Source organism: Pseudomonas sp. AAC (genome assembly GCF_000725445.1).
Classification (GTDB): Bacteria; Pseudomonadota; Gammaproteobacteria; order Pseudomonadales; family Pseudomonadaceae; genus Pseudomonas; species Pseudomonas citronellolis.
Genome location: NZ_KL647101.1, coordinates 36,570 through 59,452 on the forward strand (window position 1 = coordinate 36,570; position 22,883 = coordinate 59,452).

Sequence of the window (22,883 nt, forward strand, 5' to 3'; positions counted from 1 at the left end):
CATGTTTCTCGATCCGAAGAATATCCACAGCTCTCTGATGACGACCGCCTACAACAACGACATGGCGGCCGAGCTTCTCGCCGACTACCTGAAGGGGCTGCCTGTCGCCAACCCACTCTCGCAACACCTGATCGAAGGTGTGGTGGAGGCGTTGAAGGAGACATCCCTGCACATGGAGGAAATCGCCGCACTCATAGCCACCGGCAAGCTGGCCATTTCCAGCAGTCGCTGAACAGGCCATACATTCGCCGCTCGCAACAGCGGCGCCTTTCAAGGGTTCGCTGCCACCTGTGGGCAGCGAACCCTTCGCCATGAGGGAAGCACCGGGATGGGGCTCGGACAAAACGGCATGCGCCGCGACTGGTTCGAGCATGCGGCATTGCGTACCATGCGCGTCCTCTATCCGCACCACCCGCGGCCGGCACCACCGGCCCTGACCTCAGGAACGCCATGAAACCCGCCCGTCTGCGCGCCGACATCCTGGCCGGCCTCACCACGTCCTTCGCCCTGGTGCCCGAGTGCATCGCCTTCGCCCTGGTGGCCCACCTCAACCCGCTGATGGGCCTGTACGGCGCCTTTTTCATCTGCACCCTCACCGCCCTGTTCGGCGGGCGCCCGGGCATGGTTTCCGGGGCCGCCGGCTCCATGGCCGTGGTGATAGTGGCGCTGGTGGTGCAGCACGGTGTGCAGTACCTGCTGGCCACCGTGCTGCTGGGCGGCCTGGTGATGATCGCCTTCGGCCTGCTGCGCCTGGGCAAGCTGGTGCGCATGGTGCCGCACCCGGTGATGCTGGGCTTCGTCAACGGCCTGGCGATCGTCATCGCCCTGGCCCAGCTGGAGCACTTCAAGACCGGCGGGGCCTGGCTCGGCGGCGCGCCGCTGTACCTGATGCTGGGCCTGGTGGCGCTGACCATGGCCATCGTCTACCTGCTGCCGAAGCTGACCCGCGCGGTGCCGCCGGCGCTGGTGGCGATCCTCGGCGTCGGCCTGCTGGTGTACCTGCTCGGCCTGCCCACGCGCACCCTCGGCGACATGGCGCACATCGCCGGCGGCCTGCCCGCCTTCGCCCTGCCGCAGGTGCCGTGGAACCTGGAGACGCTGCGGATCATCGCGCCCTACGCCATCCTCATGGCGCTGGTCGGCCTGCTGGAAACCCTGCTGACCTTCAACCTCACCGACGAAATCACCCGGAGCCGCGGCTACCCGGACCGCGAGTGCGTGGCCCTGGGCGCGGCCAACATGGTCTCCGGGGCGTTCGGCGGCATGGGCGGCTGCGCCATGATCGGCCAGACCATGATCAACCTCGGCTCCGGCGGCCGCGGGCGGGTTTCCGGGGTGGTCGCCGGGGTGATGATCCTGCTCTTCGTGCTGTTCCTCTCCCCGCTGATCGAGCGCATCCCGCTGGCGGCGCTGGTCGGGGTGATGTTCGTGGTGGCCCAGCAGACCTTCGCCTGGGCCTCGCTGCGGGTGCTGAACAAGGTGCCGGCGAGCGACGTGCTGGTGATCGTCGTGGTGACCGTCATCACCGTGTTCACCGACCTGGCCACCGCCGTGCTCTGCGGCATCGTCGTGGCCGCCCTGGACTTCGCCTGGAAGCACGCCCGCGAACTCTACGCCGACAGCCACCTGGAGGCCGACGGCAGCAAGCTCTATCGCCTCCACGGCACGCTGTTCTTCGCCTCCACCACGACCTTCCTGGAGCAGTTCGACCCGGCCGGCGACCCGCCGCAGGTCACCCTGGACTGCCGCCACCTGAGCTTCGTCGACTACTCGGCCATCGCCGCGCTGAAGACCCTGCGCGAGCGCTACGCCAGGGCCGGGAAGCACCTGCGCGTGGTGCACCTGTCCGAGCGCTGCAAGCAGTTGCTCAAGCGCGCCGGGGTGCAGCACGGCTGATTCGGACGTTCATCCGAAAATGACCGGCAGCGCTGGCGCGCCGGGAACCCTGTGGAATAATGCCGCCCCTTTTTTGACTAGGAGGTCCACATGGTCACTCACTTCCTGATTGGCACCAGCCAGGCCGCCTGCGGCCGCAGCGACCCGAACGTGGCGGGTTCGCAGGACGTCGCGCAGGTCAGCTGCAAGACCTGCCGCCGCACCAACGCCTTCACCCAGGCGCAGGAAGCCGCGGGCAGCGCGCCCGCCGTCCCGAAGCCTGCGCCGGCTGCGGCGCCGAAGAGCAAGCAGCCCGCCCGCGCCCCGGCACAATCCGGCCGCGACGCCGCCCGGCAAGCCTGGCAGGCGCGCCTGAGCGCCCTGTCCGGCAAGACCCGCCTGCCCCGCGGCAACCGCCGCGCCCAAGCTTACGTCTGATCGCCGCTGCGCTGCCGACGGTGCCCGCTGGGCGCCGTCGGTATGGGCTCGGCATACGCAGTTCAGTCCACCACCGTCCTAGACGCCCGCGCGGACGCGGCGCTCCAGTTCGGCGACGAACTCCGCCAGCGGCATCGGCTTGCCGAACAGGTAGCCCTGCAGGCAGGGCACGCCGCGGGCCGCCAGGTAGTCGCGCTGCGCCGGCGTCTCGATGCCTTCGGCGATGACCTGCAGGTCCAGGCGGTCGCAGAGGTCGAGGATGCTGTCGAGGATGTGCCGGGAGCGGCTGTCGTCGTCGACGGTGGCGACGAAGCTCTTGTCGATCTTCAGGGCATCCACGCGGAAGCGGCGCAGGTAGGCCAGGCTGGAATGGCCGGTGCCGAAGTCGTCTATCGCCAGGGTCACGCCCAGGTCGCGCAGGCAGCCGAGCAGGTCGTCGGTGGGGGTGTCGATCAGTTCGCGCTCGGTCAGCTCCAGCATCAGTTGCACCGAACCCACCGGGAAGGCGCCGAGGAAGTCCAGGCAATCGGTCAACAGGCTGCTGCTGCGGCAATTCACGGCGCTGACGTTGACGCCCAGGTGGAAACCCTCGCCCAGCAGGTGCGCGTGCTTCGGCAACTGGGCCGCCAACTGCTGCAAGAGCGCGCGGGTCATGGGCACGATCAGGCCGCTCTGCTCGGCCAGGGGGATGAAGATGTCCGGGCTGACCAGCCCCGCGCGCGGGTGGCGCCAGCGCATCAGCACCTCGGCGCCGATCCAGCGGCCGCTGGCGGCGTCCACCAGCGGCTGGAGGAAGGGCACGAATTCGCCGGCGTACATGGCCCGCTCGATCTCGCGGGCGGGCGTCGCCGCGCGCCCCAGCATCCAGTGGCAACCGAGGCCGAACAGCCCGCCAAGCACCGCCAGCATGGCGAACAGCGGCCAGTAGTCGTCGCGCATCACACCCCACTGGGCGCCGGCCGGGAAGCCACCGACCACCTGGTAGGGAAAGCGCGTCGAGGCCTGGCGCGTCTCGGCCAGGGGGAAGGCGTCGGGCGCGCCCTCGTGCACCTCGCCCGCCTCGTCCATCCAGCGCGGGCCGACCTGGACCAGCAGTTCGCTGCGCTGGTCCACCAGTTGCAGGACGTTGCTCAGGTAGCGCCCGTCCACCGCCGCCAGCACGGCGGCGGGGCCTTCGGCCAGGCGGTACACGATCAGCGCGAAGTCCGGCGTCACCGCATTGCCGGGCAACAGGTTGAGGCGCCCGTCGACGAAATCGGCCGTGTTCACCGCTTCGTCGACGTTGCCGAACAGCGAGCTGCAGAACACCCGGTCGTCACGCACCAGGTTGACGGTGCGCACGAAGGGCACGGTGGCGACCTGCTCGCGCAGCACCAGCTCGGCCACGGCGCATGGCCCTTCGGCGTAGGCGATGGTGGCCCGCGCCGAGCCGGCGGCGTTGCCGAGCATGATGTCGATCAGGTGCAGCGCCTCGCTCGAGGCGAGCCCCGCTTCGCGCTGCAGGCTGACCAGGGTCTGCCAATAGATGATGCCCCCGCCCAGCAGCAGCGGCAGCAGGGCGACCAGCAGGGAAACGCACAGGCGCCAGAGCAGGCGCCGGACTTTGCTCGATCCAGGCATCCGTGTCATCCCGGGCGCCGCCGCTGTCATCGGGCTCGGCGAGCAGCCTGAGCGGGCGCCTGAAACCAGCGTAGATCATTCCGCCTGCGGCACCCTGGCCTCGGTGGCGATCGGCCAAAGGTCGTATAATCCCCGCCCTCGTCCCTGCTCCGAGCGCCGAACGACGCCATGCCCAAAGCCCGACTCCAGCCGGAGGGGAACTTCCCCCCCGCGCCCCTGCTGCGCCGCTTCGCGGCCATGTTCTACGACTTCCTGCTCTGCGTGGCCCTGCTGATGGTGGTCACCCTGCTCTACCAGCAGGTGCTGCTGCGCCTGATCCTGGGCGGCGAAAAGCTCCGGCAGCTCGCCGACCAGGGCGCTCTGGTCGGCGACCCGCTGCTGTCCAGCCTGCTGTTCATCAGCCTGTTCGCCTTTTTCGCCAAGTTCTGGACGCACAAGGGCCAGACCCTCGGCATGCAGGTCTGGGGCGTGCGCGTGCAGAACGCCGACGGCACGCCGATCAGCCTGATGCAGGCGCTGCTGCGCTTCATGATCGCCATCGGCTCCTGGGCCTGCGGCGGGCTGGGCTTCCTGTGGATGCTCTGGGACAAGGACAAGCGCACCTGGCACGACCGCTATTCGGAGAGCGTGGTGATTCAGATTCCCAAGGCGGTGCGCAAGGCGACGCAGGGGCGGGGGTGAGGCTGGGGCCGTTCGTGCCGCCGGGGCGTCCGGCGTGGCCGGTGAGTCCAATCGCGGACGGAGTCCGCTCCTACGCCCGTACCTCCCTGAACCTTAGGCTTACGCCGAGGTGCTCTTCGTAGGATGGGTTGAGCTTGCGAAACCCATGCGGTGGCGCTGATGGGTATCGCTTCGCTCAACGCCATCCTACGAAAAGCCGTGCTTCCTGGAGCCGTAGGAGCGGACTCCGTCCGCGATCAGGCCCGCCGGCCGCACCGAACCGCCAGGGATATCACCCCGCCCGCTTGAGCAACCACGCCCCCAGCAGCGCACAGATCGCCGCCGGCAGCAACACCGCCAGCAACGGCGGGAAGTTGAATACCTGGCTCGACGGCCCCAGCAGGTCCTGGGCAATGCGGAAGGTGAAGCCCACCAGCACCCCGGTGAACACCCGCTGGCCGAGGGTCACGCTGCGCAGCGGGCCGAAGATGAAGGAGATGGCCATCAGCACCAGGGCCGCGGTCACCGCCGGCTGCAGCACCTTGGTCCAGAACGCCAGCCAGTAGCGGTTGGTGCTCAGGCCCTGGTCCTTGAGGTAGTGGATGTATTCCCACAGGCCGCTGATGGACAGCGCCTCGGGCTCCATCACCACGGTGCTGAGCAGTTGCGGGCTGAGCTGGATGTTCCAGGCCTCCGACGGCGCGCTGACCACTTCGCTGCGCTTCTCCTGCGGGTGCAGCAGCGTGGTGCTCACCTCTTCCAGCGTCCACTGGCCGTCGCGGAACACCGCGCGCTTGGCGAAACTGGCGCTCTTGAGCACGTGGCCCTCGGCGAAGTCGTAGCGCGTCACGCCCAGCAGGGTGCCGTCGGCCTGCACCACGTTGATGTGGATGAATTCCTGGCCCTGGCGGTGCCACAGGCCGTTGCGCGAGCTGACCGCGCCGCCGCTGCTCTGCGCCAGGGCGCGGTCGCTCTGGGCCTGGGTCTCGGTGTAGGGCACCACGTACTCGCCGATCAGGATGCCGGCGAACATCAGCACCAGCATCGGCTTCATCACCGCCCAGACGATGCGCTGCAGCGACACCCCGGCGGCGCGCATGATGGTCAGCTCGCTGTTGCTGGCCAGGGTGCCCAGGCCCACCAGGCAGCCGATCAGCGCGGCCATCGGGAGCATGTCGTAGGCGCGGCTGGGCGCGGTGAGCAGCACGTATTTCAGGGCCACGCCCAGGGTGTAGTTCTCGTCCAGGGCACCGAGCTGATCGATGAAGGCGAACAGTAGGGCCAGGCCGAGGATCACCCCCAGCACGGCGAGGATGGCGACGAAAATGGTGATGCCGATGTAGCGGTCGAGCTTACGCATGCTTGCGCTCCTTCACGGAGCGTGCGCGCGAGGCCGCCCATTTCAGACTCAGCGGTTCCCAGAAGGCCAGCAGCAGGCCGATGGCCAGGAAGATCGCATGCACCCACCACAGCCCCAGGGCCATGGGGATCTTGCCCTTGTCGAGCATGCCGCGGGCGGCGATCAGCAGCGCCAGGTAGGCCATGTACAGCAGCACCGCCGGCAGCAGCTTGAGGAAGCGGCCCTGGCGCGGGTTGACCTTGGACAGCGGCACCGCCAGCAGGGTGACGATGAACACCAGCAGCGGGATGGAGAAGCGCCACTGCAGCTCCGAGCGCATGCGCGGCTCCTTGCTGGCGAACAGGTCGCTGGTGGGGATGGCGTCGCGGTCGTCGATCTCGCTGCTCACCTCCGGCTTGGGCAGCAGCACGCCGTAGGTGTCGTACCTGATGGCGCGGTAGTCGGCCTGGCCGGGCACGCCGTCGTAGCGGAAGCCGTCCTTGAGGATCAGGTAGCGGCTGCCGTCGGGGTGGATCTGCTGCTCGCCGCTGGTCGCCACCAGCACCGCGAGGCCGCGGTCCTGGCCGTTGCGCGGCGGGTTCTTGTCGGAGATGAACACCCCGCCGAGCTGGGTGCGGTCGTTGCTCAGCTGCTCGGTGTAGGTCACCCGCGAGCCGTCGCGCATCGACTGGAAGCGGCCCGGCGCCAGGGTGTCGAACTCGGTCATGGCGTCCTGCTTGTTCAGGATCAGTTGCATCTGGGCGATGCCCTGGGGCGCCAGGGACAGGCTCAGCCAGGCCACCAGCAGGGCGATCAGCGCCGCCGGCGCCATGCTGTAGGCCAGCAGGCGCTGCTGGCTCATGCCGGTGGCGGTGAGCACCGTCATCTCGCTTTCCAGGTACAGCCGGCCATAGGCCAGCAGGATGCCGAGGAACAGCCCCAGGGGCAGGATCAACTGGAGGAAGCCGGGCAGGCGCACGCCCATGATCATGAACAGCGAGCCGGGGTCCAGCATGCCCTGGGCGGCCTGCGCCAGGTACTTGATGAAGCGGCCGCTCATGATGATCACCAGCAGCACGGCGCTCACCGCGCTCATGGTGACCAACACTTCACGGGACAGGTAACGGAAGACAATCAAACCGGGCACTCCAGGGTTGTCACGCTCGGGCGGCTACGCTCAAACTAGCCGCCGTGAGGCACTGCCGGCCCGCATTGCAGCGGGCCGGTGAAAAATACGCGGCATTATCCTGCGATTCGCCGGGCCTGTCACTGCGCAGACACCGGGACGGGTCGCCGACCGCCCGCCACTTCGACCCTTCGCTCCGGGGACACCTTGTCATGGAATTCCTTGTAAAAAGCGTCAGTCCGCAAACCCTGAAGACCGCCACCCTGGTGCTCGCCGTCGGCGAAGGCCGCAAGCTCGGCACCGTGGCCCAGGCCGTGGACACCGCCAGCGGCGGCGCCATCGCAGCCCTGCTCAAGCGCGGCGACCTGGCCGGCAAGGTCGGCCAGACCCTACTCCTGCAAGCTTTGCCCAACCTTAAGGCCGAACGCGTGCTGCTGGTGGGCGCGGGCAAGGAGCGCGAACTCTCCGACCGCCAATACCGCAAACTGGTTTCCTCGGTGCTGGCCAGCCTGAAGAGCCTGGGCGGCGGCGACGCCGTGCTGGCCCTGGGCGACCTGGCGGTCAAGGGCCGCGACGCCCACGGCAAGGCGCGCCTGCTGGTGGAGACGCTGGCCGATGGCCTGTACGTGTTCGACCGCTTCAAGAGCCAGAAGGCCGACGCGCCCAAGCTGAAGAAGATCACCCTGCTGGCCGACAAGGCCGACGCCCCCGCCATCGAGCAGGGCGCCAGGCAGGCCCAGGCCATCGCCAACGGCATGGCCCTGACCCGCGACCTCGGCAACCTGCCGCCGAACCTCTGCCACCCCAGCTTCCTGGCCGACGAGGCCAAGGCCCTGGCCAAGGCGCACAAGAACCTCAAGGTCGAGGTGCTGGACGAGAAGAAACTCCGCGAGCTGGGCATGGGCGCCTTCCTCGCCGTGGCCCAGGGCAGCGAGCAGCCGCCGCGGCTGATCGTGCTGCAGTACAACGGCGGCAAGAAGGACGAGGCGCCCTACGCGCTGGTGGGCAAGGGCATCACCTTCGACACCGGCGGCATCAGCCTCAAGCCCGGCCTGGGCATGGACGAGATGAAGTTCGACATGTGCGGCGCCGCCAGCGTCTTCGGCACCTTCCGCGCGGTGCTGGAGCTGCAGCTGCCGATCAACCTGGTGGGCCTGCTGGCCTGCGCCGAGAACATGCCCAGCGGCCGCGCCACCCGCCCCGGCGACATCGTCACCACCATGAGCGGGCAGACCGTCGAGATCCTCAACACCGACGCCGAAGGCCGCCTGGTGCTGTGCGACACCCTGACCTACGCCGAGCGCTTCAAGCCCCAGGCGGTGGTGGACATCGCCACCCTCACCGGCGCCTGCATCGTCGCCCTGGGCGCCAACACCTCGGGCCTGATGGGCAACAACGACGCCCTGGTGCGCCAACTGCTCAAGGCCGGCGAGCACGCCGACGACCGCGCCTGGCAACTGCCGCTGTTCGACGAGTACCAGGAACAGCTGGACAGCCCCTTCGCTGACATCGCCAACATCGGCGGGCCGAAGGCCGGCACCATCACCGCCGGCTGCTTCCTCTCGCGCTTCGCCAAGAAGTACCACTGGGCGCACCTGGACATCGCCGGCACCGCCTGGATCAGCGGTGGCAAGGACAAGGGCGCCACCGGCCGCCCGGTGCCGCTGCTCACCCAGTACCTGCTGGACCGCGTGAAGTAATGGCAAAGCGCAATCGTTCGACGGGATCGCCGGCATGACGCGGGTCGACTTCTACGTCATCCCCAGCGCCGATCCCGACGCGCGCCTGACCATCGCCTGCCGCCTGGCCGACAAGGCCTGGCGGCAGGGCATGCGGGTGTACCTGCTGTGCGCCGACGAAACTCAGCGCGAAGCCCTGGACGCGCGTCTGTGGAGCTTCCGCAAGGAAGCCTTCGTGCCGCACAACGCCGCCGAGGAAGACGCCCAGGCCCCGGTCACCCTGGGCCTGGGCGAGCCGCCGGCGGGCCGCCGCGACCTGCTGATCAACCTGACGCTGGCGGTGCCGGCCTTCGCCGGCGAGTTCTCGCGCATCGCCGAACTGGTGGTGGAGGAGCCTGCCATCCGCCAGGCGGCGCGGGAGAATTTCCGCTTCTACCGCGAGCAGGGCTATCCTTTGCAGGACCATCGCCTGCCGCGCCTCTGACGCTCTACCGGAAAAATGGACAGCCGCAAGCCACCGCAAGACCCCGACCACCTGCTCGACGACCTGGAGTCGATCCACGACCTGCTCGGCGAGCCGGATGGCGAACCGCCCCTGCTCACCGAATCCTTCGAGCCGGACAACATCCCGCTGCTCTCCGACGTGGTGCAGGCCTCGCCGCGGCCGGCCCCGGCCGAGGAAGAAGCCGAGGACGACCTGCCGCCGGCGGACACCCACAACCGCGAACAGGCCCGCCTGGACAGCGAACTGCGCGCCGCCGCGCAGCTGATCCTGCAGGACGTGATCGACGACTTCGTGCCGCAGATCGAAGCCGAACTGCAGCGCCGCCTGGAAGCGCGCCTGCAAAGGCTGCTGGCCCAGCGCAAGCCCTGACCGCCGGGCGTAGGGCCCTCCGGCAAACACAATGCCCCGTAGGATGGGTTGAGCGAAGCGATACCCATCACCACGACCGCATGGGTTTCGCCAAGGCTCAACCCATCCTACGAAAAGCGCCTCGGCGCACAGTAGGAGCGCGCCCTGCGCGCGAATAGCGGGCAGGGCCCGCTCCCAGGCTGACGCCGGACCTCCCGCCCACGCCGAACGGCCCCCTCCAGCCCCCTGATCGCCGGTGGCCGCCGCCCCTCGGCAGCCGTTATACTCTCCGGTTTTCCGTCTAGCCGCTAACAGGGTCCCGCCGCGCTCATGGACAAGACCTACCAGCCCCACGCCATCGAATCCCACTGGTACCCCACCTGGGAGCAGAACAACTACTTCGCCCCGCAGGGTTCCGGCGAGCCGTACACCATCATGATCCCGCCGCCGAACGTCACCGGCAGCCTGCACATGGGCCACGGCTTCAACAACGCCATCATGGACGCGCTGATCCGCTACCGCCGCATGCAGGGCCGCAATACCCTGTGGCAGCCGGGCACCGACCACGCCGGCATCGCCACCCAGATGGTGGTGGAGCGCCAGCTGGCCGCCCAGGGCATCGCGCGCCACGACCTCGGCCGCGAGAAGTTCCTGGAGAAGGTCTGGGAGTGGAAGGAACAGTCCGGCGGCACCATCACCCGGCAGATCCGCCGCCTGGGCTCCTCGGTGGACTGGTCGCGCGAGCGCTTCACCATGGACGACGGCCTGTCCAACGCGGTGAAGGAAGCCTTCGTCCGCCTGTTCGACGACGGCCTGATCTACCGCGGCAAGCGCCTGGTCAACTGGGACACCAAGTTCCACACCGCCATTTCCGACCTGGAAGTGGAGAACCACGACGAGAAGGGCCACCTCTGGCACCTGCGCTACCCCCTGGCCGACGGCCACAAGACCGCCGACGGCAAGGACCACCTGGTGGTCGCCACCACTCGCCCGGAAACCCTGCTCGGCGACAGCGCGGTCGCCGTGCACCCGGAGGACGAGCGCTACCAGGCCCTGATCGGCACCTTCGTCGAACTGCCGCTGGTGGGCCGGCGCATCCCGATCATCGCCGACGACTACGTCGACCGCGAGTTCGGCACCGGCTGCGTGAAGATCACTCCGGCCCACGACTTCAACGACTACGAAGTCGGCAAGCGCCACGACCTGCCGCTGATCAACATCTTCGACAAGGACGCCGCCGTCCTCGCCACCGCCCAGGTGTTCAAGCTCGACGGCAGCGTCAACCCGGATGTGGACGCCAGCCTGCCGGCCGCCTACGCCGGCCTGGACCGCTTCGTCGCGCGCCAGCGGATCGTCGCCGACTTCGAAGCCAGGGGCCTGCTGGAGAAAATCGACGACCACGCGCTGAAAGTGCCCAAGGGCGACCGCTCCGGCACCGTCATCGAGCCCTGGCTGACCGACCAGTGGTACGTCTCCACCAAGCCGCTGGCCGAACCCGCCATCGCCGCCGTGGAAGACGGCCGCATCCAGTTCGTGCCCAAGCAGTACGAGAACATGTACTTCAGCTGGATGCGCGACATCCAGGACTGGTGCATCAGCCGCCAGCTGTGGTGGGGCCACCGCATCCCGGCCTGGTACGACGAGGCCGGCAACGTCTACGTCGGCCGCGACGAGGCCGAAGTGCGCGCCAAGCACAACCTGGGCGACCAGCCCCTGCGCCAGGACGAAGACGTGCTGGACACCTGGTTCAGCTCGGGCCTGTGGACCTTCTCCACCCTCGGCTGGCCGGAACAGACGCAATACCTGAAGACCTTCCACCCCACCGACGTGCTGGTGACCGGCTTCGACATCATCTTCTTCTGGGTGGCGCGCATGATCATGCTGACCATGCACCTCATCAAGAACGAGGACGGCACCCCGCAGATCCCGTTCAAGACCGTGTACGTCCACGGCCTGGTGCGCGACGGCCAGGGCCAGAAGATGTCCAAGTCCAAGGGCAACGTGCTCGACCCGCTGGACATCGTCGACGGCATCAGCCTCGACGCGCTGCTGGAAAAACGCACCAGCGGCATGATGCAGCCCAAGCTCGCCGAGAAGATCGCCAAGCAGACCCGCGCCGAGTTCCCCGAAGGCATCGCCAGCTACGGCACCGACGCCCTGCGCTTCACCTTCTGCTCGCTGGCCTCCACCGGCCGCGACATCAAGTTCGACATGGGCCGCGTCGAGGGCTACCGCAACTTCTGCAACAAGCTGTGGAACGCCGCCAACTTCGTCATCGAGAACACCGATGGCCAGGATACCGGCGTGAACGGCGAGCCGGTCGAGCTGTCCGCGGTGGACCGCTGGATCATCTCCGCCCTGCAGCGCACCGAGCAGGAAGTCGCCCGCCAGCTCGACGCCTTCCGCTTCGACCTGGCCACCCAGGCCCTCTACGAGTTCGTCTGGGACGAGTACTGCGCCTGGTACCTGGAACTGGTCAAGCCGGTGCTGTGGGACGAGAACGCGCCCATCGAGCGCCAGCGCGGCACCCGCCGCACCCTGGTGCGCGTACTGGAGACCGCGCTGCGCCTGGCGCACCCGTTCATGCCCTTCATCACCGAGGAAATCTGGCAGCGCATCAAGGCCTCCGCCGGCAAGAGCGGCGACACGCTGATGCTGCAACCCTGGCCGGTGGCCGACGAGGCGAAGATCGACGCCGCCGCCGAAGGCGACATCGAGTGGGTCAAGCAGCTGATGCTGGGCATCCGCCAGATCCGCGGCGAGATGAATATCTCCATGGCCAAGCGCATCGACCTGGTGCTGAACAACGCCTCCCCCGAAGACCACCGCCGCCTGGCCGACAACGAACCGCTGCTGATGAAGCTGGCCAAGCTGGAGTCGGTGCGCGTGCTCGACGAAGGCGAGGAACCGCCGATGTCGGCCACCGCGCTGGTGGGCGAACTGCAGGTGCTGGTGCCCATGGCCGGGCTGATCGACAAGGCCGCCGAACTGGCGCGCCTGGACAAGGAAATCCAGCGCCTGGAAGGCGAGGTCAAGCGCGTGGGCGGCAAGCTGGCCAACGAAGGCTTCGTCGCCAAGGCCCCGGCCGAAGTCATCGAGAAGGAACGCGCCAAGCTCGCCGAAGCCGAGCAGGCGGTGACCAACCTGATCCAGCAGCGCGAGAAGATCGCCAGCCTGTAACAGGCGTCATCCACAAGGCCCGCGAATGCGGGCCTTGTGCTTTTCGCTTGTGCTACCTTCTGGCGTATCCCCGGAGCCCGGCCACCGCCATGAACCGCACCAACGCCCTGAACCTGCTGCAAAGCTGCAAGCCCGAGCTGGCCGAGCGCTTCGGCGTGGTCCGGCTCGCCCTGTTCGGCTCCACCGTGCGCGATGCCGCAAGGCCCGACAGCGACGTGGATATCCTGGTGGCCTTCGACGGCCCCGCCACCTCCGAGCGCTACTTCGGCGTGCAGTTCTACCTCGAGGACCTGCTGGGCAGCAGCGTCGACCTGGTCACCGAAAAGGCCCTGCGCCCCGAACTGCGGCCCTTCATCGAGGCGGAGGCGGTGAATGTCTGAGGCGTCCGGGCGAGTCTGGCACTTCTACGTCGACGACATGATCACCTGCGCGGAGAAAGTCCTGAGCTATGTCCGCGATAGCCGGAGGCTCCGACGCGATTCGCGGATGAATCCGCTCCTACGCTGCCCCACCTGCGCCATTCCCCTGTAGGAGCGCGCCCTGCGCGCGAATCGCGGGCAGGGCTGTTCTCCTACAGTTGTCGTGAGGCATGGAGTTTCCTCGTAGGAGCGGACCTTGTCCGCGATAGCCCAAGCTACTGGCGCAATTCGCGGATGAGATCTCCTACGCCGCCCCACCTGCGCCATTCCCCTGTAGGAGCGCGCCCTGCGCGCGATTCGCGGGCAGGGCCCGCTCCTACAGTTGTCGTGAGGCATGGAGTTTCCTCGTAGGAGCGGACCTTGTCCGCGATAGCCGGACGTCCCGGCGCGATTCGCGGATGAGATCCGCTCCTACGCTGCCCCACCTGCGCTATTCCCCTGTAGGAGCGCGCCCTGCGCGCGATTCGCGGGCAGGGCCCGCTCCTACAGGTACAGGAGAAATGCCGTCGTAGGATCTCATCCGCGATTGCGCCGGCAGGGCCGGCGTTCGGTCCATCGCGTGCGGAGTCCTACCATACCGGCGGGCACGGCTCGCTCCTACGAAGAGCCCCTGTCCCTCAGAACACCGTGCCAACCGGGTAGACGTAGGCATTCACGTCATAGAAGGGCGTGCGCTGGTAGAACCATTCCAGCCGCGCATGCGGGTCCTTGGCGAAGGCCTTGTCCTCCTTCAGCTTTTTCTCGAACTCGGCCTTCAGCTGCGGGTCCTCGGCGAGCATCTTGCGCGCCATCGGCTCCATCACGTATTCCTCCGGCTCTTCCGCGGACACCAGCGTCGAGTTGAAGAAGCCCCAGGACCAGAAGGAATCCGGGCTCTCGGCGGTCAGCAGGTTGATCGCCAGCACGCCCAGCGGCTGGTCGGTGTCGATCACCACCGAGCCTGCCGGGAAGGTCTGCAGGCGCTGGAACGGCTTGCCGGTGCCGCTGACCAGCAGGTGCCCCTCGTAGCCGGGGATTTCGTTGGCCGCCGCGCGGTCCGGTTCGAAGCCGCCGGCCAGCTTGATGTCGTCCATGCGGTACAGGGTGACCTCGATGGCGGTCGGCTGCTCCAGGGTCTTCATGCGGATGCCGTGGGCCTTGAGCCGGGCGATGACCTCGCTCCACTGCACCGGCACCACGTACTGTTTCGGCCGCTTGACCACCAGGTCGGGCACCGAGTTATCGCTGACCGGCACCTGCAAGGTCTTCGGCTTGTTGCTCCAGACGATGGTCTTCGCGCCAGTGATGGGCGATTGCTCGTAGCGGTAGTCGCCGACGACGAAGGGCGTGTGCTGCTCCTTGCCCGGCTTCCAGGTGAGGATCACCTCCTTCTGCGCCTCCAGGCGCTCGCGGTCCTTGGCGATGGCGGCCTTGAGCGAGTCGGCGTTGTCGCCGATCACCCGGAACATCGCCTTGAGCATCACGTAGTTGCCCAGCACCTGGGTTTCATACGGATGCAGCGCGTGCTGCTCGATGAGGATCGAGGGCACGTTGCGGATGTCGCCGTACTGGTTGGAGAAGCGCGCCAGGTCCGTGCGGTAGGGGTAGTAGCCCTTGGCCGGGTCCTGGTTGTCGTTGAGGCTGATGCACTCGTGCACCACGTGGCCGTCGCCCTCCAGCTCCTTGTACACCGGGCCGCGCATGACCTTGTCCATCCACTGGCTGGACGCCGGCGACCAGCCGTTGCCGTTGTGGCAGTAGGAGCTGTCGTAGGGGTACATGGCGCCGTCGGTGGAGTGGGTGTCGGCGAAGAAGCTCAGGTCGTACTGGTTGAACACCCAGGCGACGTTGCGGATTTCCGCGCTGTCGAGCTTGGTGAAGTCGCGGTTGAGGTTGAGATTCTGGCCGTTGACGCGCCAGCCGGTGACCTCCGGGCCGTTCTGGTTGATGCGCCCGTAGGGGCTGCGGCGCAGGTCGCCGTCGACGTTCACGGTGGGGATGAAGAGGATGTTGACCTTCTCCAGCAGCCCGGCCAGTGGCTTGGCCCCGGCGGTCATGTCGCGCAGCAGCATGAACATGGCGTCCTTGCCGTTGGCCTCGCCGGGGTGGATCTCGGCCTCGACGAAGAGCGTCGGCTTGCCCGAGCCGTTCAGCCCGGCCGGCGATTTGTCGGCCTCGGTGGACGCGGTCACCAGCAGCATCGGCTCGCCGCTGGCGCTCTTTTCCGGCAGCTCGCTCAGCTGCAGCTTGCCGCCGGACGCATCGGCCAGCTTCTTCAGGTACTCGCGGGTCTGCTGGTAGTCGCTGGTCTGCCGGAAGCCGCTGGACTCGGCCAGGGTGATCAGCGGATCGTCGGGCTTGGCGAGGTAGCGGGTGCTGCTCAGCTTCTGCTCGAACATCGGCGGCAGGATGCGCTGCCTGGCGGCCGCCGGGTAGCCGCTGTCGTCGACGTAGCCGGGCGCCTGGGGCAGCGCGGCCAGGGCCGGCAGGCTGCCGCTCAGCAGCAGTGCGGCGTACAGCGGGTGGAATCCTCGATGGCGCATGGTGGGCCTCCTTTCGCGGTGAGCCATGGCCCCGAGAACCTTAGACCATGATCCGCGCGGCCGAAGGGGCCGGTTGTCGCAGACGTCATTCCGGGGTGGAATGACTACCCGAAGAAAGCTCGCTTGGCGCGGCGCAGGCTTTGGGCCGAAGATCGACGCGCCAGCGCGGCCCGGAAAGCCGCCGTCCCGACTTCCACAGGAGCCCGCACCATGTCCGACCTCCCCGCCCGCAATGGCGGCCAGATCCTCGTCGAAGCCCTGCTGCGCAACGCGGTGGACACCGTCTACTGCATCCCCGGCGAAAGCTACTTGCCGGTGCTCGACGCCCTGCACGACGCGCGTTCGATCCGCACCATCGTCACCCGCCACGAAGGCGCCGCCTCGAACATGGCCGACGCCTACGGCAAGCTCACCGGGCGCCCGGGCATCTGCTTCGTCACCCGCGGGCCGGGCGCCACCCACGCGGCCAACGGCGTGCACACGGCGAAACAGGACTCCACGCCGATGATCCTCTTCGTCGGCCAGGTGGAAAGCGCCTTCAAGGGCCGCGAGGCGTTCCAGGAGGTGGACTACCGGCAGATGTTCGGCGGCCTGGCCAAGTGGGCCACGGAGATCGACGACATCCAGCGCATTCCCGAGGTGGTCGCCCAGGCCTTCGCCGTGGCCCAGTCCGGCCGCCCTGGCCCGGTGGTGGTCGGCCTGCCGGAGGAAGTGCTGTTCGGCGCCGCGCAGGTGGCGGACGCGCCCGCCCCGCGCATTGCGCAGGTCGCCCCGCCGCTGGCCGCGCTGGAGGAGCTGCGCAGCCTGCTCGCCCGCGCGCGCAAGCCGCTGCTGGTGATCGGCGGCACCGGCTGGGACGAGGCCGGGCGCCGCGTCCTGCAACGCTTCGCCCGGGCCAACGAACTGCCGGTGGCGGCCTCGTTCCGCCGCCAGGACCTGTACGACAACCGCGACGAGCAGTACGTCGGCCAGCTCGGCTTCGGCGCCTCGCCCAAGCTCGCCGCGCGGGTGCAGGAGGCCGACCTGCTGCTGGTGCTCGGCTCGCGCCTGAGCGAGACGCCCAGCGCCGGCTACACCCTGGTGCGCAGCCCGAAACCCGAGCAGACGCTGATCCACGTCCACCCCGACGCCAGCGAGCTGGGCCGCGTCTACCAGGCCGACCTGCCGATCCAGGCCAGCCTGCCGGCCATGGCCGCCGCCCTCGACGCCCTGGCGCCACTGGAAAACCGCCCCTGGGCCGAATGGACCGCCGAGGCCCGCGCCGACTACCTGGCCTACTCCACCCCGCCGGCCAGCCCCGCCGAACTGCAGGGCGTGGACCTGGCCGCGGTGGTCGGCCACCTCGCCGAAACCCTTCCCGAAGACGCGGTGATCAGCAACGGCGCCGGCAACTACGCCGTCTGGGTGCACCGCTTCTACCGCTATCGCGCCGCCCGCAGCCAGCTGGCGCCCACCAACGGCGCCATGGGCTACGGCTTCCCCGCCGCCATCGCCGCCAAGCTGCGCGAGCCGCAGCGCGAGGTGGTGTGCTTCGCCGGCGACGGCTGCTTCATGATGTACCCGCAGGAACTGGCCACCGCCGTGCAGTTCGGCGCCGCGCTGATCGTCATCGTGGTCAACAACGGCATGCTCGGCACCATCCGCATGCACCAGGAGCGCGAGTATCCGGGGCGCGTCTCGGCTACCGAGCTGCACAACCCGGACTTCGTCGCCCTGGCCCGGGCCTTCGGCGCCCATGGTGAGCTGGTGGAGCGCACCGAGGACTTCGCCGCCGCCTTCCAGCGCGCCCAGGCCTGCGGCAAGCCGGCGCTGATCGAGCTGCGCACCGACCCACGGCAGATCACCCCGGTGGCGCGGCTTTCCTGAAAACCGCCGAAGGCTTCGCTAAGCTGCATCGGATCAAGGCATTGCGCCCCTCGCCCGGGCACAATGCCCGCCGATTCGCCGGCTAAGGAAGCGCATGAATCCGCAACTGCTCTGGGTCCTGTTCCTGCTCGCCACCGCGGTGGCGCTGTTCGTCGTCAACCGGCCGCGCATGGACGTGGTCGCCCTGCTGGCCATGGTCGCCCTGCCGCTGAGCGGCGTGCTCAGCGTGCAGGAAGCCCTGGCCGGCTTCGCCGACCCCAGCGTGGTGCTGATCGCCGCGCTCTTCATCATCGGCGAGGGCCTGGTGCGCACCGGCGTGGCCTACCGCATCGGCGAATGGCTGACGCACAAGGCCGGCAGCGACGAGACGCGCCTGCTGGTGCTGCTGATGCTGGCGGTGGCCGGGCTGGGCTCGGTGATGAGTTCCACCGGCGTGGTGGCGATCTTCATTCCGGTGGTGCTCAGCGTCGCCGGGCGCCTGAACGTCTCGCCGGCGCGGCTTATGATGCCGCTGAGCTTCGCCGGGCTGATCAGCGGCATGCTCACCCTGGTGGCCACGCCGCCGAACATGGTGGTGCACAGCGAACTGGTGCGCGAGGGCGAGCCGGGCTTCGGCTTCTTCAGCTTCACCCCCATCGGCCTGGTGATCCTGGTCCTGGGCGTGGCCTACATGCTGGTGGCCCGGCGCTGGCTCGGCGACAATCGCGACGGCCCCGGCAACGCCGCGCAGCGCCGCTCGCTGCGCGACCTGATCCGCGACTACCAGTTGGCCGGGCGCGAGCGCCGGCTGCGCATCCGCGCCGACTCCACGCTGGCCGGCATGAGCCTCGGCGACGTCCAGCTACGCACCGAGCGCGGCACCAACGTGATCGCCATCGAGCGCCTGGCGCGCTTCCGCCTGAAGATCCTCAGCCCCGGCGCCGACGTGGTGCTGCAGGTCGGCGATGTGCTGCTGGTAGACATCTACCAGCCGGGCATCGACCTGCTCGCCCTCTACCACGAATACGGCCTGGAACCGCTGAGCCTGCACGGCGACTACTTCACCGAGCGCGCCCACGAGGTGGGCATGGCCGAGGTGACGCTGCCGCCGGAGTCCGCGCTGCTGGGCAAGAGCATCCTGCAGCTGGGCTTCCGCAGCCAGTACGGGCTCAACGTGGTGGGCCTGCGGCGCAACCGCGAAGCCGTGGTCGACGGCCTGCTGGACGCCAAGCTGAAGGTCGGCGACACCCTGCTGGTGGTGGGCGCCTGGAAGGACATCCGCCAGCTCCAGGGCCAGGGCCGCGACTTCCTGGTGCTGAGCCTGCCGGCCGAGGTGGACGAGGCCGCGCCGGCGGCCAGCCAGGCGCCCCACGCGCTGCTGAGCCTGGGGGTGATGGTGCTGCTGATGGTCAGCGGCCTGGTGCCCAACGTGCTGGCCGCGCTGATCGCCTGCCTGCTGATGGGCGCCTTCCGCTGCATCGACATGGACAGCGCCTACCGCGCCATCCACTGGCAGAGCCTGGTGCTGATCGTCGGCATGCTGCCCTTCGCCCTGGCCCTGCAGAAGACCGGCGGCATCGACCTGGCGGTGCAGGCCCTGGTGGCGGCCCTGGGCGGCGCCGGGCCCTACCTGATCCTCGCCAGCCTGTTCCTGCTCACCGCGCTGATCGGCCTGTTCATCTCCAACACCGCCACCGCCGTGCTCATGGCACCGGTGGCCATCGCCACCGCCAGGGCCCTGGGCGCCCAGCCGGAACCCTTCGCCATGATAGTGGCGCTGGCCGCCTCGGCGGCCTTCATGACGCCCATCTCCTCGCCGGTGAACACCCTGGTGCTGGGCCCCGGGCACTACCGCTTCGGCGACTTCGTCAGGGTCGGGGTGCCCTTCACCCTGCTGGTGATGATCGTCAGCGTGTTGCTGGTACCCTGGCTGCTGCCGCTGTATTGACCGAACAAGGAAAGCCCATGGAAGTGAGCAAGACCAAGAGCAGTTTCTACCGCCGCCTGTACGTCGCCTGGCTGGTGCACAGCGGCCAGGCCAGCAGCGTGCCGGCGCTGATGGAAGCCACCGGCATGCCCCGGCGCACCGCCCAGGACACCCTGGCGGCGCTGGCCGACCTGGACATCGACTGCGTGTTCGAACAGCACGCCGGCGAGCGCAACAACGCCGGGCACTACCGCATCCGCGACTGGGGCGCCATCGACCCGCGCTGGATCGAGGCGAACCTGGGCAAGATCAAGGCGACTCTGGAATACCCCTGAATCCGCCTTGTAGGAGCGGACCTTGTCCGCGATAGCCGAACATATCGGCGCGATTCGCGGATGAGATCCGCTCCTATGCCGCCCCACCCACGCCATCCCCGTGTAGGAGCGCGCCCTGCGCGCGAATCGCGGGCAGGGCCCGCTCCTACAGGTTGCCGGGGAGCACGGCATTCCTCCCCCGTAGGAGCGGACCTTGTCCGCGATAGCCGGAACTATCGGCGCGATTCGCGGATGAGATCCGCCTACGCCGCCCCACCCACCATTCCCCTGTAGGAGCGCGCCCTGCGCGCGAATCGCGGGCAGGGCCCGCTACGTTTCCAGGAAAGCACGGTCGTAGGAGCAACTGTCTTGCGCCGAGGTGCTTTTCGTAGGATGGGTTGAGCTTGCGGTACCCAAGCTTCCGGGGGTGATGGGGATCGCTCCGCGCAACGCCATCCTACGGAAAGCCGTGCTTCCTGGAACCGTAGGACCTTGTCCGCGATAGCCGGACGTCCCGGCGCGGTTCGCGGATGAGATCCGCTACGAGAAGCAGAAGGCGCGCTTCTGTGGGAAAATCGCCCTCCGCTCCCCTGCCCTGCCGCCCGCCATGCCCAAGCCGCCGAAACGCCCCGCCAAGCCGCAACCGCTGCGCGATCCCGCCGCGAAGAAACCCGACCTGCTGCACCCGCGCAACCGCCACCAGGGGCGCTACGACTTTCCCAGCCTGATCGCCGCCAGCCCCGAACTGGGCGACTACGTGATCACCAACCCCTACGGCAAGCCCAGCATCGACTTCGCCGACCCGCAGGCGGTGCGGGTGTTCAACCGCGCGCTGCTCAAGGCGCAGTACGGCATCGGCCACTGGGAAATCCCCGCCGACTTCCTCTGCCCGCCGATCCCCGGCCGCGCCGACTATGTGCACTACCTGGCCGACCTGCTGGCCGAGGACAACGAAGGCCGCGTGCCGCGCGGGCCCGGCGTGCGGGTGCTGGACATCGGCGTCGGGGCCAACTGCATCTACCCGCTGATCGGCCACCGCGACTACGGCTGGCGCTTCCTCGGCGCCGACATCGAACCCGCCGCCCTGGCCTCGGCGCGCAACATAGTGCTGGGCAACCCGGGCCTGGCCGAGGCCATCGAGCTGCGCCAGCAGAGCGAACCGCAGCACATCTTCCACGGCCTGCTGCACGCCGACGAACGCTTCCACGCCAGCCTGTGCAACCCGCCGTTCCACGCCTCCCCCGAGGAAGCCCGCGCCGGCAGCCGGCGCAAGTGGAAGAACCTCGGCAAGCTCGACCCCTCGCGCAAGCTGCCGCTGCTGAACTTCGGCGGGCAGAGCAACGAGCTGTGGTGCGAGGGCGGCGAGATCGCCTTCCTCAAGCGCATGGCCAGCGAAAGCCGCGAAGTGGCGCAGCAGGTGCAGTGGTTCAGCTCGCTGGTGTCCAAGGCCGGCAACCTCGACGACTTCCGCCGCGCCCTGAAGAAGGCCGGCGCGCTGCAGGTGCGCACCCTGGACATGGCCCAGGGGCAGAAGCAGAGCCGCTTCGTCGCCTGGACCTTCCTCGACGCCGAGGCGCGCGCCGCCTGGTACCCCTGACTAACGGATGAACTCGCGGCTGACGGCGCGGAAGGTCTCGCTGCCGGCGCGCTCCAGCCATTCGAAGGCGACCATCTCGCGGTTGACGATCACCGCGCCGGCCTGGCGCATGCGCTCCAGGGCCAGGGCCTTGTCCTCCGGGCGTCGCGAGCCGACCGCCTCGGCCACCACGTAGACCTCGCGGCCCTCGGCCAGCAGGCCGAGCACGCTCTGCAGCACGCAGACGTGGGCCTCGGTGCCGCACACCACGAACTGCCGGCGCTGGCCGCCGGGCAGTTGCAGCAGACCAGGGTCGGCCACCGCGGAGAAGGCGATCTTCTCCAGGATGGCCGCGGCCGGCAGGTGCTCGCGCAGCTGCGCCAGGGTCGGACCCAGGCCCTTGCTGTACTGCTCGGTGGCCAGCACCGGCACGCCCAGGCGCTGCGCCACGGCCAGCAGCCAGGCGCTGTGCTGCAGCAGCGCCTCGGCGTCGTGGATGGCGGGGAACAGGCGTTCCTGGATGTCGATGAGGAGGAGGGTCGAGGTGGGGGCGTGGAGCAGCATGGGGGAGTCTCCTGGGGTGGTTCTTCTTTTTCGGCTTGCTGTGTGGGGGTGTCAACCGGGAAAGCAGGTCGACACAAACGCAGGGAAGAGAATGAGCGAAGGTGAAGCGCTGGAGCGGCGTCGAAGTCCGCTCCCTCTCCCCAGCCCTCGGCTGCGCGCCCCGCCCTGAAGGGAGAGGGGGCTTGTCCGTGCCGAGAGAAGGCTTGGTTTCAGCCGGCAGTCTCTGTGCTAGCCGGCTGACTCCAAAACATCAGCGTCTGCCCAACGGTCCCCTCTCCCTTCAGGGAGAGGGTTAGGGAGAGGGTAAGCGGGGTCGCAGCACACACTGTCGCCCACCTCCACATCAAAGAAAAAGGCCCCTGCAAAAGGGGCCCTCCTCTCTTCAGCCATGCACCCTCAATGCCCCGTCACATCCCCGCGGCGGCTGGTCTCGAAGAGGAACCAGGTGCGCTGCTCGGTCTCGTCGATCCAGTTCTCGATGAGGCTGGCGGTGGCGATGTCGTGGTACTCGTCGCACAGGTCGTGGACTTCGCGCATGTAGGCGGTCAGCGACTTGTTGTCTTCCTGCAGCTCGGCCAGCATGTCCAGCGGCTGGACGAACTCGGCGTCGTTGTCGGCGATGCGCTTCAGGCGGCCGATGTGGCCGATGGAGCGGATGGTATTGCCGCCGATCTTGCGCACGCGCTCAGCGATCGGGTCGGTCATGGCGAAGATTTCGGTGGCCTGGTCGTCCAGCAGCAGGTGGTAGTCGCGGAAGTGCGGGCCGCTCACGTGCCAGTGGAAGTTCTTGGTCTTCAGGTACAGGGCGAAGACGTCGGCCAGCAGGCGGCTCAGGGCCGCGCTGAGGTCGCGGGTGGCGTCCCTGGACAGGTCCGACGGGGTGGCCAGGGCCGGGGCGCGGCGCGGTGCCGGCTTGGCCGCGGCGGCGGGCTTGGCGGCAGTCGCC

19 protein-coding genes are annotated in these 22,883 nt (G+C 68.5%); 13 read left to right on the forward strand and 6 right to left on the reverse strand.

What is annotated here, in order from left to right; translation table 11 throughout:
- The first annotated feature begins 1 nt into the window (after position 1).
- From FG99_RS25710 to FG99_RS25720, 3 genes are all read left to right on the forward strand, one after another.
- A complete protein-coding gene (locus tag FG99_RS25710; protein ID WP_009616149.1) occupies positions 2 to 232 on the forward strand; it encodes a hypothetical protein in 231 nt (76 codons plus the stop codon).
- Between the two features lie 218 nt (positions 233 to 450).
- The gene (locus FG99_RS25715) at positions 451 to 1,896 is read left to right on the forward strand and encodes a SulP family inorganic anion transporter (RefSeq protein ID WP_043273043.1); all 1,446 of its coding nucleotides are present in this window, start codon (positions 451 to 453) and stop codon (positions 1,894 to 1,896) included.
- Between the two features lie 90 nt (positions 1,897 to 1,986).
- Positions 1,987 to 2,313 carry a hypothetical protein gene (locus tag FG99_RS25720; protein ID WP_043273044.1) on the forward strand — a complete coding sequence of 109 codons (327 nt, stop codon included), beginning with the start codon at positions 1,987 to 1,989 and terminating at the stop codon, positions 2,311 to 2,313.
- A 78-nt stretch (positions 2,314 to 2,391) separates the two neighbouring features.
- Here FG99_RS25720 and FG99_RS25725 read toward each other — a convergent pair whose 3' ends face one another.
- On the reverse strand, positions 2,392 to 3,933 hold the full coding sequence (locus FG99_RS25725) for an EAL domain-containing protein (RefSeq protein ID WP_043273046.1): 1,542 nt from the start codon (positions 3,931 to 3,933) through the stop codon (positions 2,392 to 2,394).
- Between the two features lie 168 nt (positions 3,934 to 4,101).
- Between FG99_RS25725 and FG99_RS25730 the strand changes: the two genes are divergently transcribed.
- Positions 4,102 to 4,614: an RDD family protein gene (locus FG99_RS25730; RefSeq protein WP_043273048.1), complete on the forward strand. Its 513-nt coding sequence runs from the start codon at positions 4,102 to 4,104 to the stop codon at positions 4,612 to 4,614.
- 271 nt (positions 4,615 to 4,885) lie between these two features.
- On the opposite strand, the gene lptG is transcribed toward FG99_RS25730, so the two are convergent.
- Both lptG and lptF read right to left on the reverse strand, forming a co-directional pair.
- Complete coding sequence (gene lptG, locus FG99_RS25735; protein WP_009616143.1) at positions 4,886 to 5,953, reverse strand: LPS export ABC transporter permease LptG; 1,068 nt, start codon at positions 5,951 to 5,953, stop codon at positions 4,886 to 4,888.
- On the reverse strand, positions 5,946 to 7,070 hold the full coding sequence (lptF, locus tag FG99_RS25740) for an LPS export ABC transporter permease LptF (protein WP_009616142.1): 1,125 nt from the start codon (positions 7,068 to 7,070) through the stop codon (positions 5,946 to 5,948). The genes lptG and lptF overlap by 8 nt, the downstream gene beginning before the upstream one ends.
- A 200-nt stretch (positions 7,071 to 7,270) precedes the next feature.
- Between lptF and FG99_RS25745 the strand changes: the two genes are divergently transcribed.
- The 5 genes from FG99_RS25745 (at position 7,271) to FG99_RS25765 (ending at position 13,150) form a co-directional block, all read left to right on the forward strand.
- Positions 7,271 to 8,758: a leucyl aminopeptidase gene (locus FG99_RS25745; protein WP_043273050.1), complete on the forward strand. Its 1,488-nt coding sequence runs from the start codon at positions 7,271 to 7,273 to the stop codon at positions 8,756 to 8,758.
- 34 nt (positions 8,759 to 8,792) lie between these two features.
- Complete coding sequence (locus FG99_RS25750; protein WP_009616140.1) at positions 8,793 to 9,221, forward strand: DNA polymerase III subunit chi; 429 nt, start codon at positions 8,793 to 8,795, stop codon at positions 9,219 to 9,221.
- A 15-nt stretch (positions 9,222 to 9,236) separates the two neighbouring features.
- Complete coding sequence (locus FG99_RS25755; RefSeq protein ID WP_043273052.1) at positions 9,237 to 9,611, forward strand: hypothetical protein; 375 nt, start codon at positions 9,237 to 9,239, stop codon at positions 9,609 to 9,611.
- Between the two features lie 309 nt (positions 9,612 to 9,920).
- The gene (locus FG99_RS25760) at positions 9,921 to 12,770 is read left to right on the forward strand and encodes a valine--tRNA ligase (protein WP_043273054.1); all 2,850 of its coding nucleotides are present in this window, start codon (positions 9,921 to 9,923) and stop codon (positions 12,768 to 12,770) included.
- An 89-nt stretch (positions 12,771 to 12,859) separates the two neighbouring features.
- The gene (locus FG99_RS25765; RefSeq protein WP_043273056.1) at positions 12,860 to 13,150 is read left to right on the forward strand and encodes a nucleotidyltransferase family protein; all 291 of its coding nucleotides are present in this window, start codon (positions 12,860 to 12,862) and stop codon (positions 13,148 to 13,150) included.
- 656 nt (positions 13,151 to 13,806) lie between these two features.
- Here FG99_RS25765 and FG99_RS25770 read toward each other — a convergent pair.
- Complete coding sequence (locus FG99_RS25770; RefSeq protein ID WP_043273057.1) at positions 13,807 to 15,711, reverse strand: M14 family metallopeptidase; 1,905 nt, start codon at positions 15,709 to 15,711, stop codon at positions 13,807 to 13,809.
- A gap of 210 nt (positions 15,712 to 15,921) precedes the next feature.
- Between FG99_RS25770 and FG99_RS25775 the strand changes: the two genes are divergently transcribed.
- The 4 genes from FG99_RS25775 (at position 15,922) to rlmF (ending at position 21,394) form a co-directional block, all read left to right on the forward strand.
- Entirely contained in the window at positions 15,922 to 17,577 is a 1,656-nt protein-coding gene (locus tag FG99_RS25775; RefSeq protein ID WP_043273058.1) for a thiamine pyrophosphate-binding protein, read from the forward strand.
- A 94-nt stretch (positions 17,578 to 17,671) separates the two neighbouring features.
- On the forward strand, positions 17,672 to 19,504 hold the full coding sequence (locus FG99_RS25780; protein ID WP_043273059.1) for an SLC13 family permease: 1,833 nt from the start codon (positions 17,672 to 17,674) through the stop codon (positions 19,502 to 19,504).
- A gap of 17 nt (positions 19,505 to 19,521) precedes the next feature.
- Positions 19,522 to 19,818, forward strand: coding sequence for a winged helix-turn-helix domain-containing protein (locus tag FG99_RS25785; RefSeq protein ID WP_009616132.1), 297 nt, complete (start codon positions 19,522 to 19,524; stop codon positions 19,816 to 19,818).
- 586 nt (positions 19,819 to 20,404) lie between these two features.
- Positions 20,405 to 21,394 carry a 23S rRNA (adenine(1618)-N(6))-methyltransferase RlmF gene (gene rlmF, locus FG99_RS25790; RefSeq protein ID WP_043273060.1) on the forward strand — a complete coding sequence of 330 codons (990 nt, stop codon included), beginning with the start codon at positions 20,405 to 20,407 and terminating at the stop codon, positions 21,392 to 21,394.
- On the opposite strand, the gene FG99_RS25795 is transcribed toward rlmF, so the two are convergent.
- Together FG99_RS25795 and FG99_RS25800 are read right to left on the reverse strand one after the other, a co-directional pair.
- Positions 21,395 to 21,937 (reverse strand): hydrolase, encoded by a 543-nt coding sequence (locus FG99_RS25795; RefSeq protein ID WP_043273062.1) that lies wholly within the window; start codon positions 21,935 to 21,937, stop codon positions 21,395 to 21,397. It lies immediately after the preceding gene.
- 396 nt (positions 21,938 to 22,333) lie between these two features.
- A complete protein-coding gene (locus tag FG99_RS25800) occupies positions 22,334 to 22,825 on the reverse strand; it encodes a Dps family protein (RefSeq protein ID WP_043273370.1) in 492 nt (163 codons plus the stop codon).
- Positions 22,826 to 22,883 lie beyond the last annotated feature (58 nt).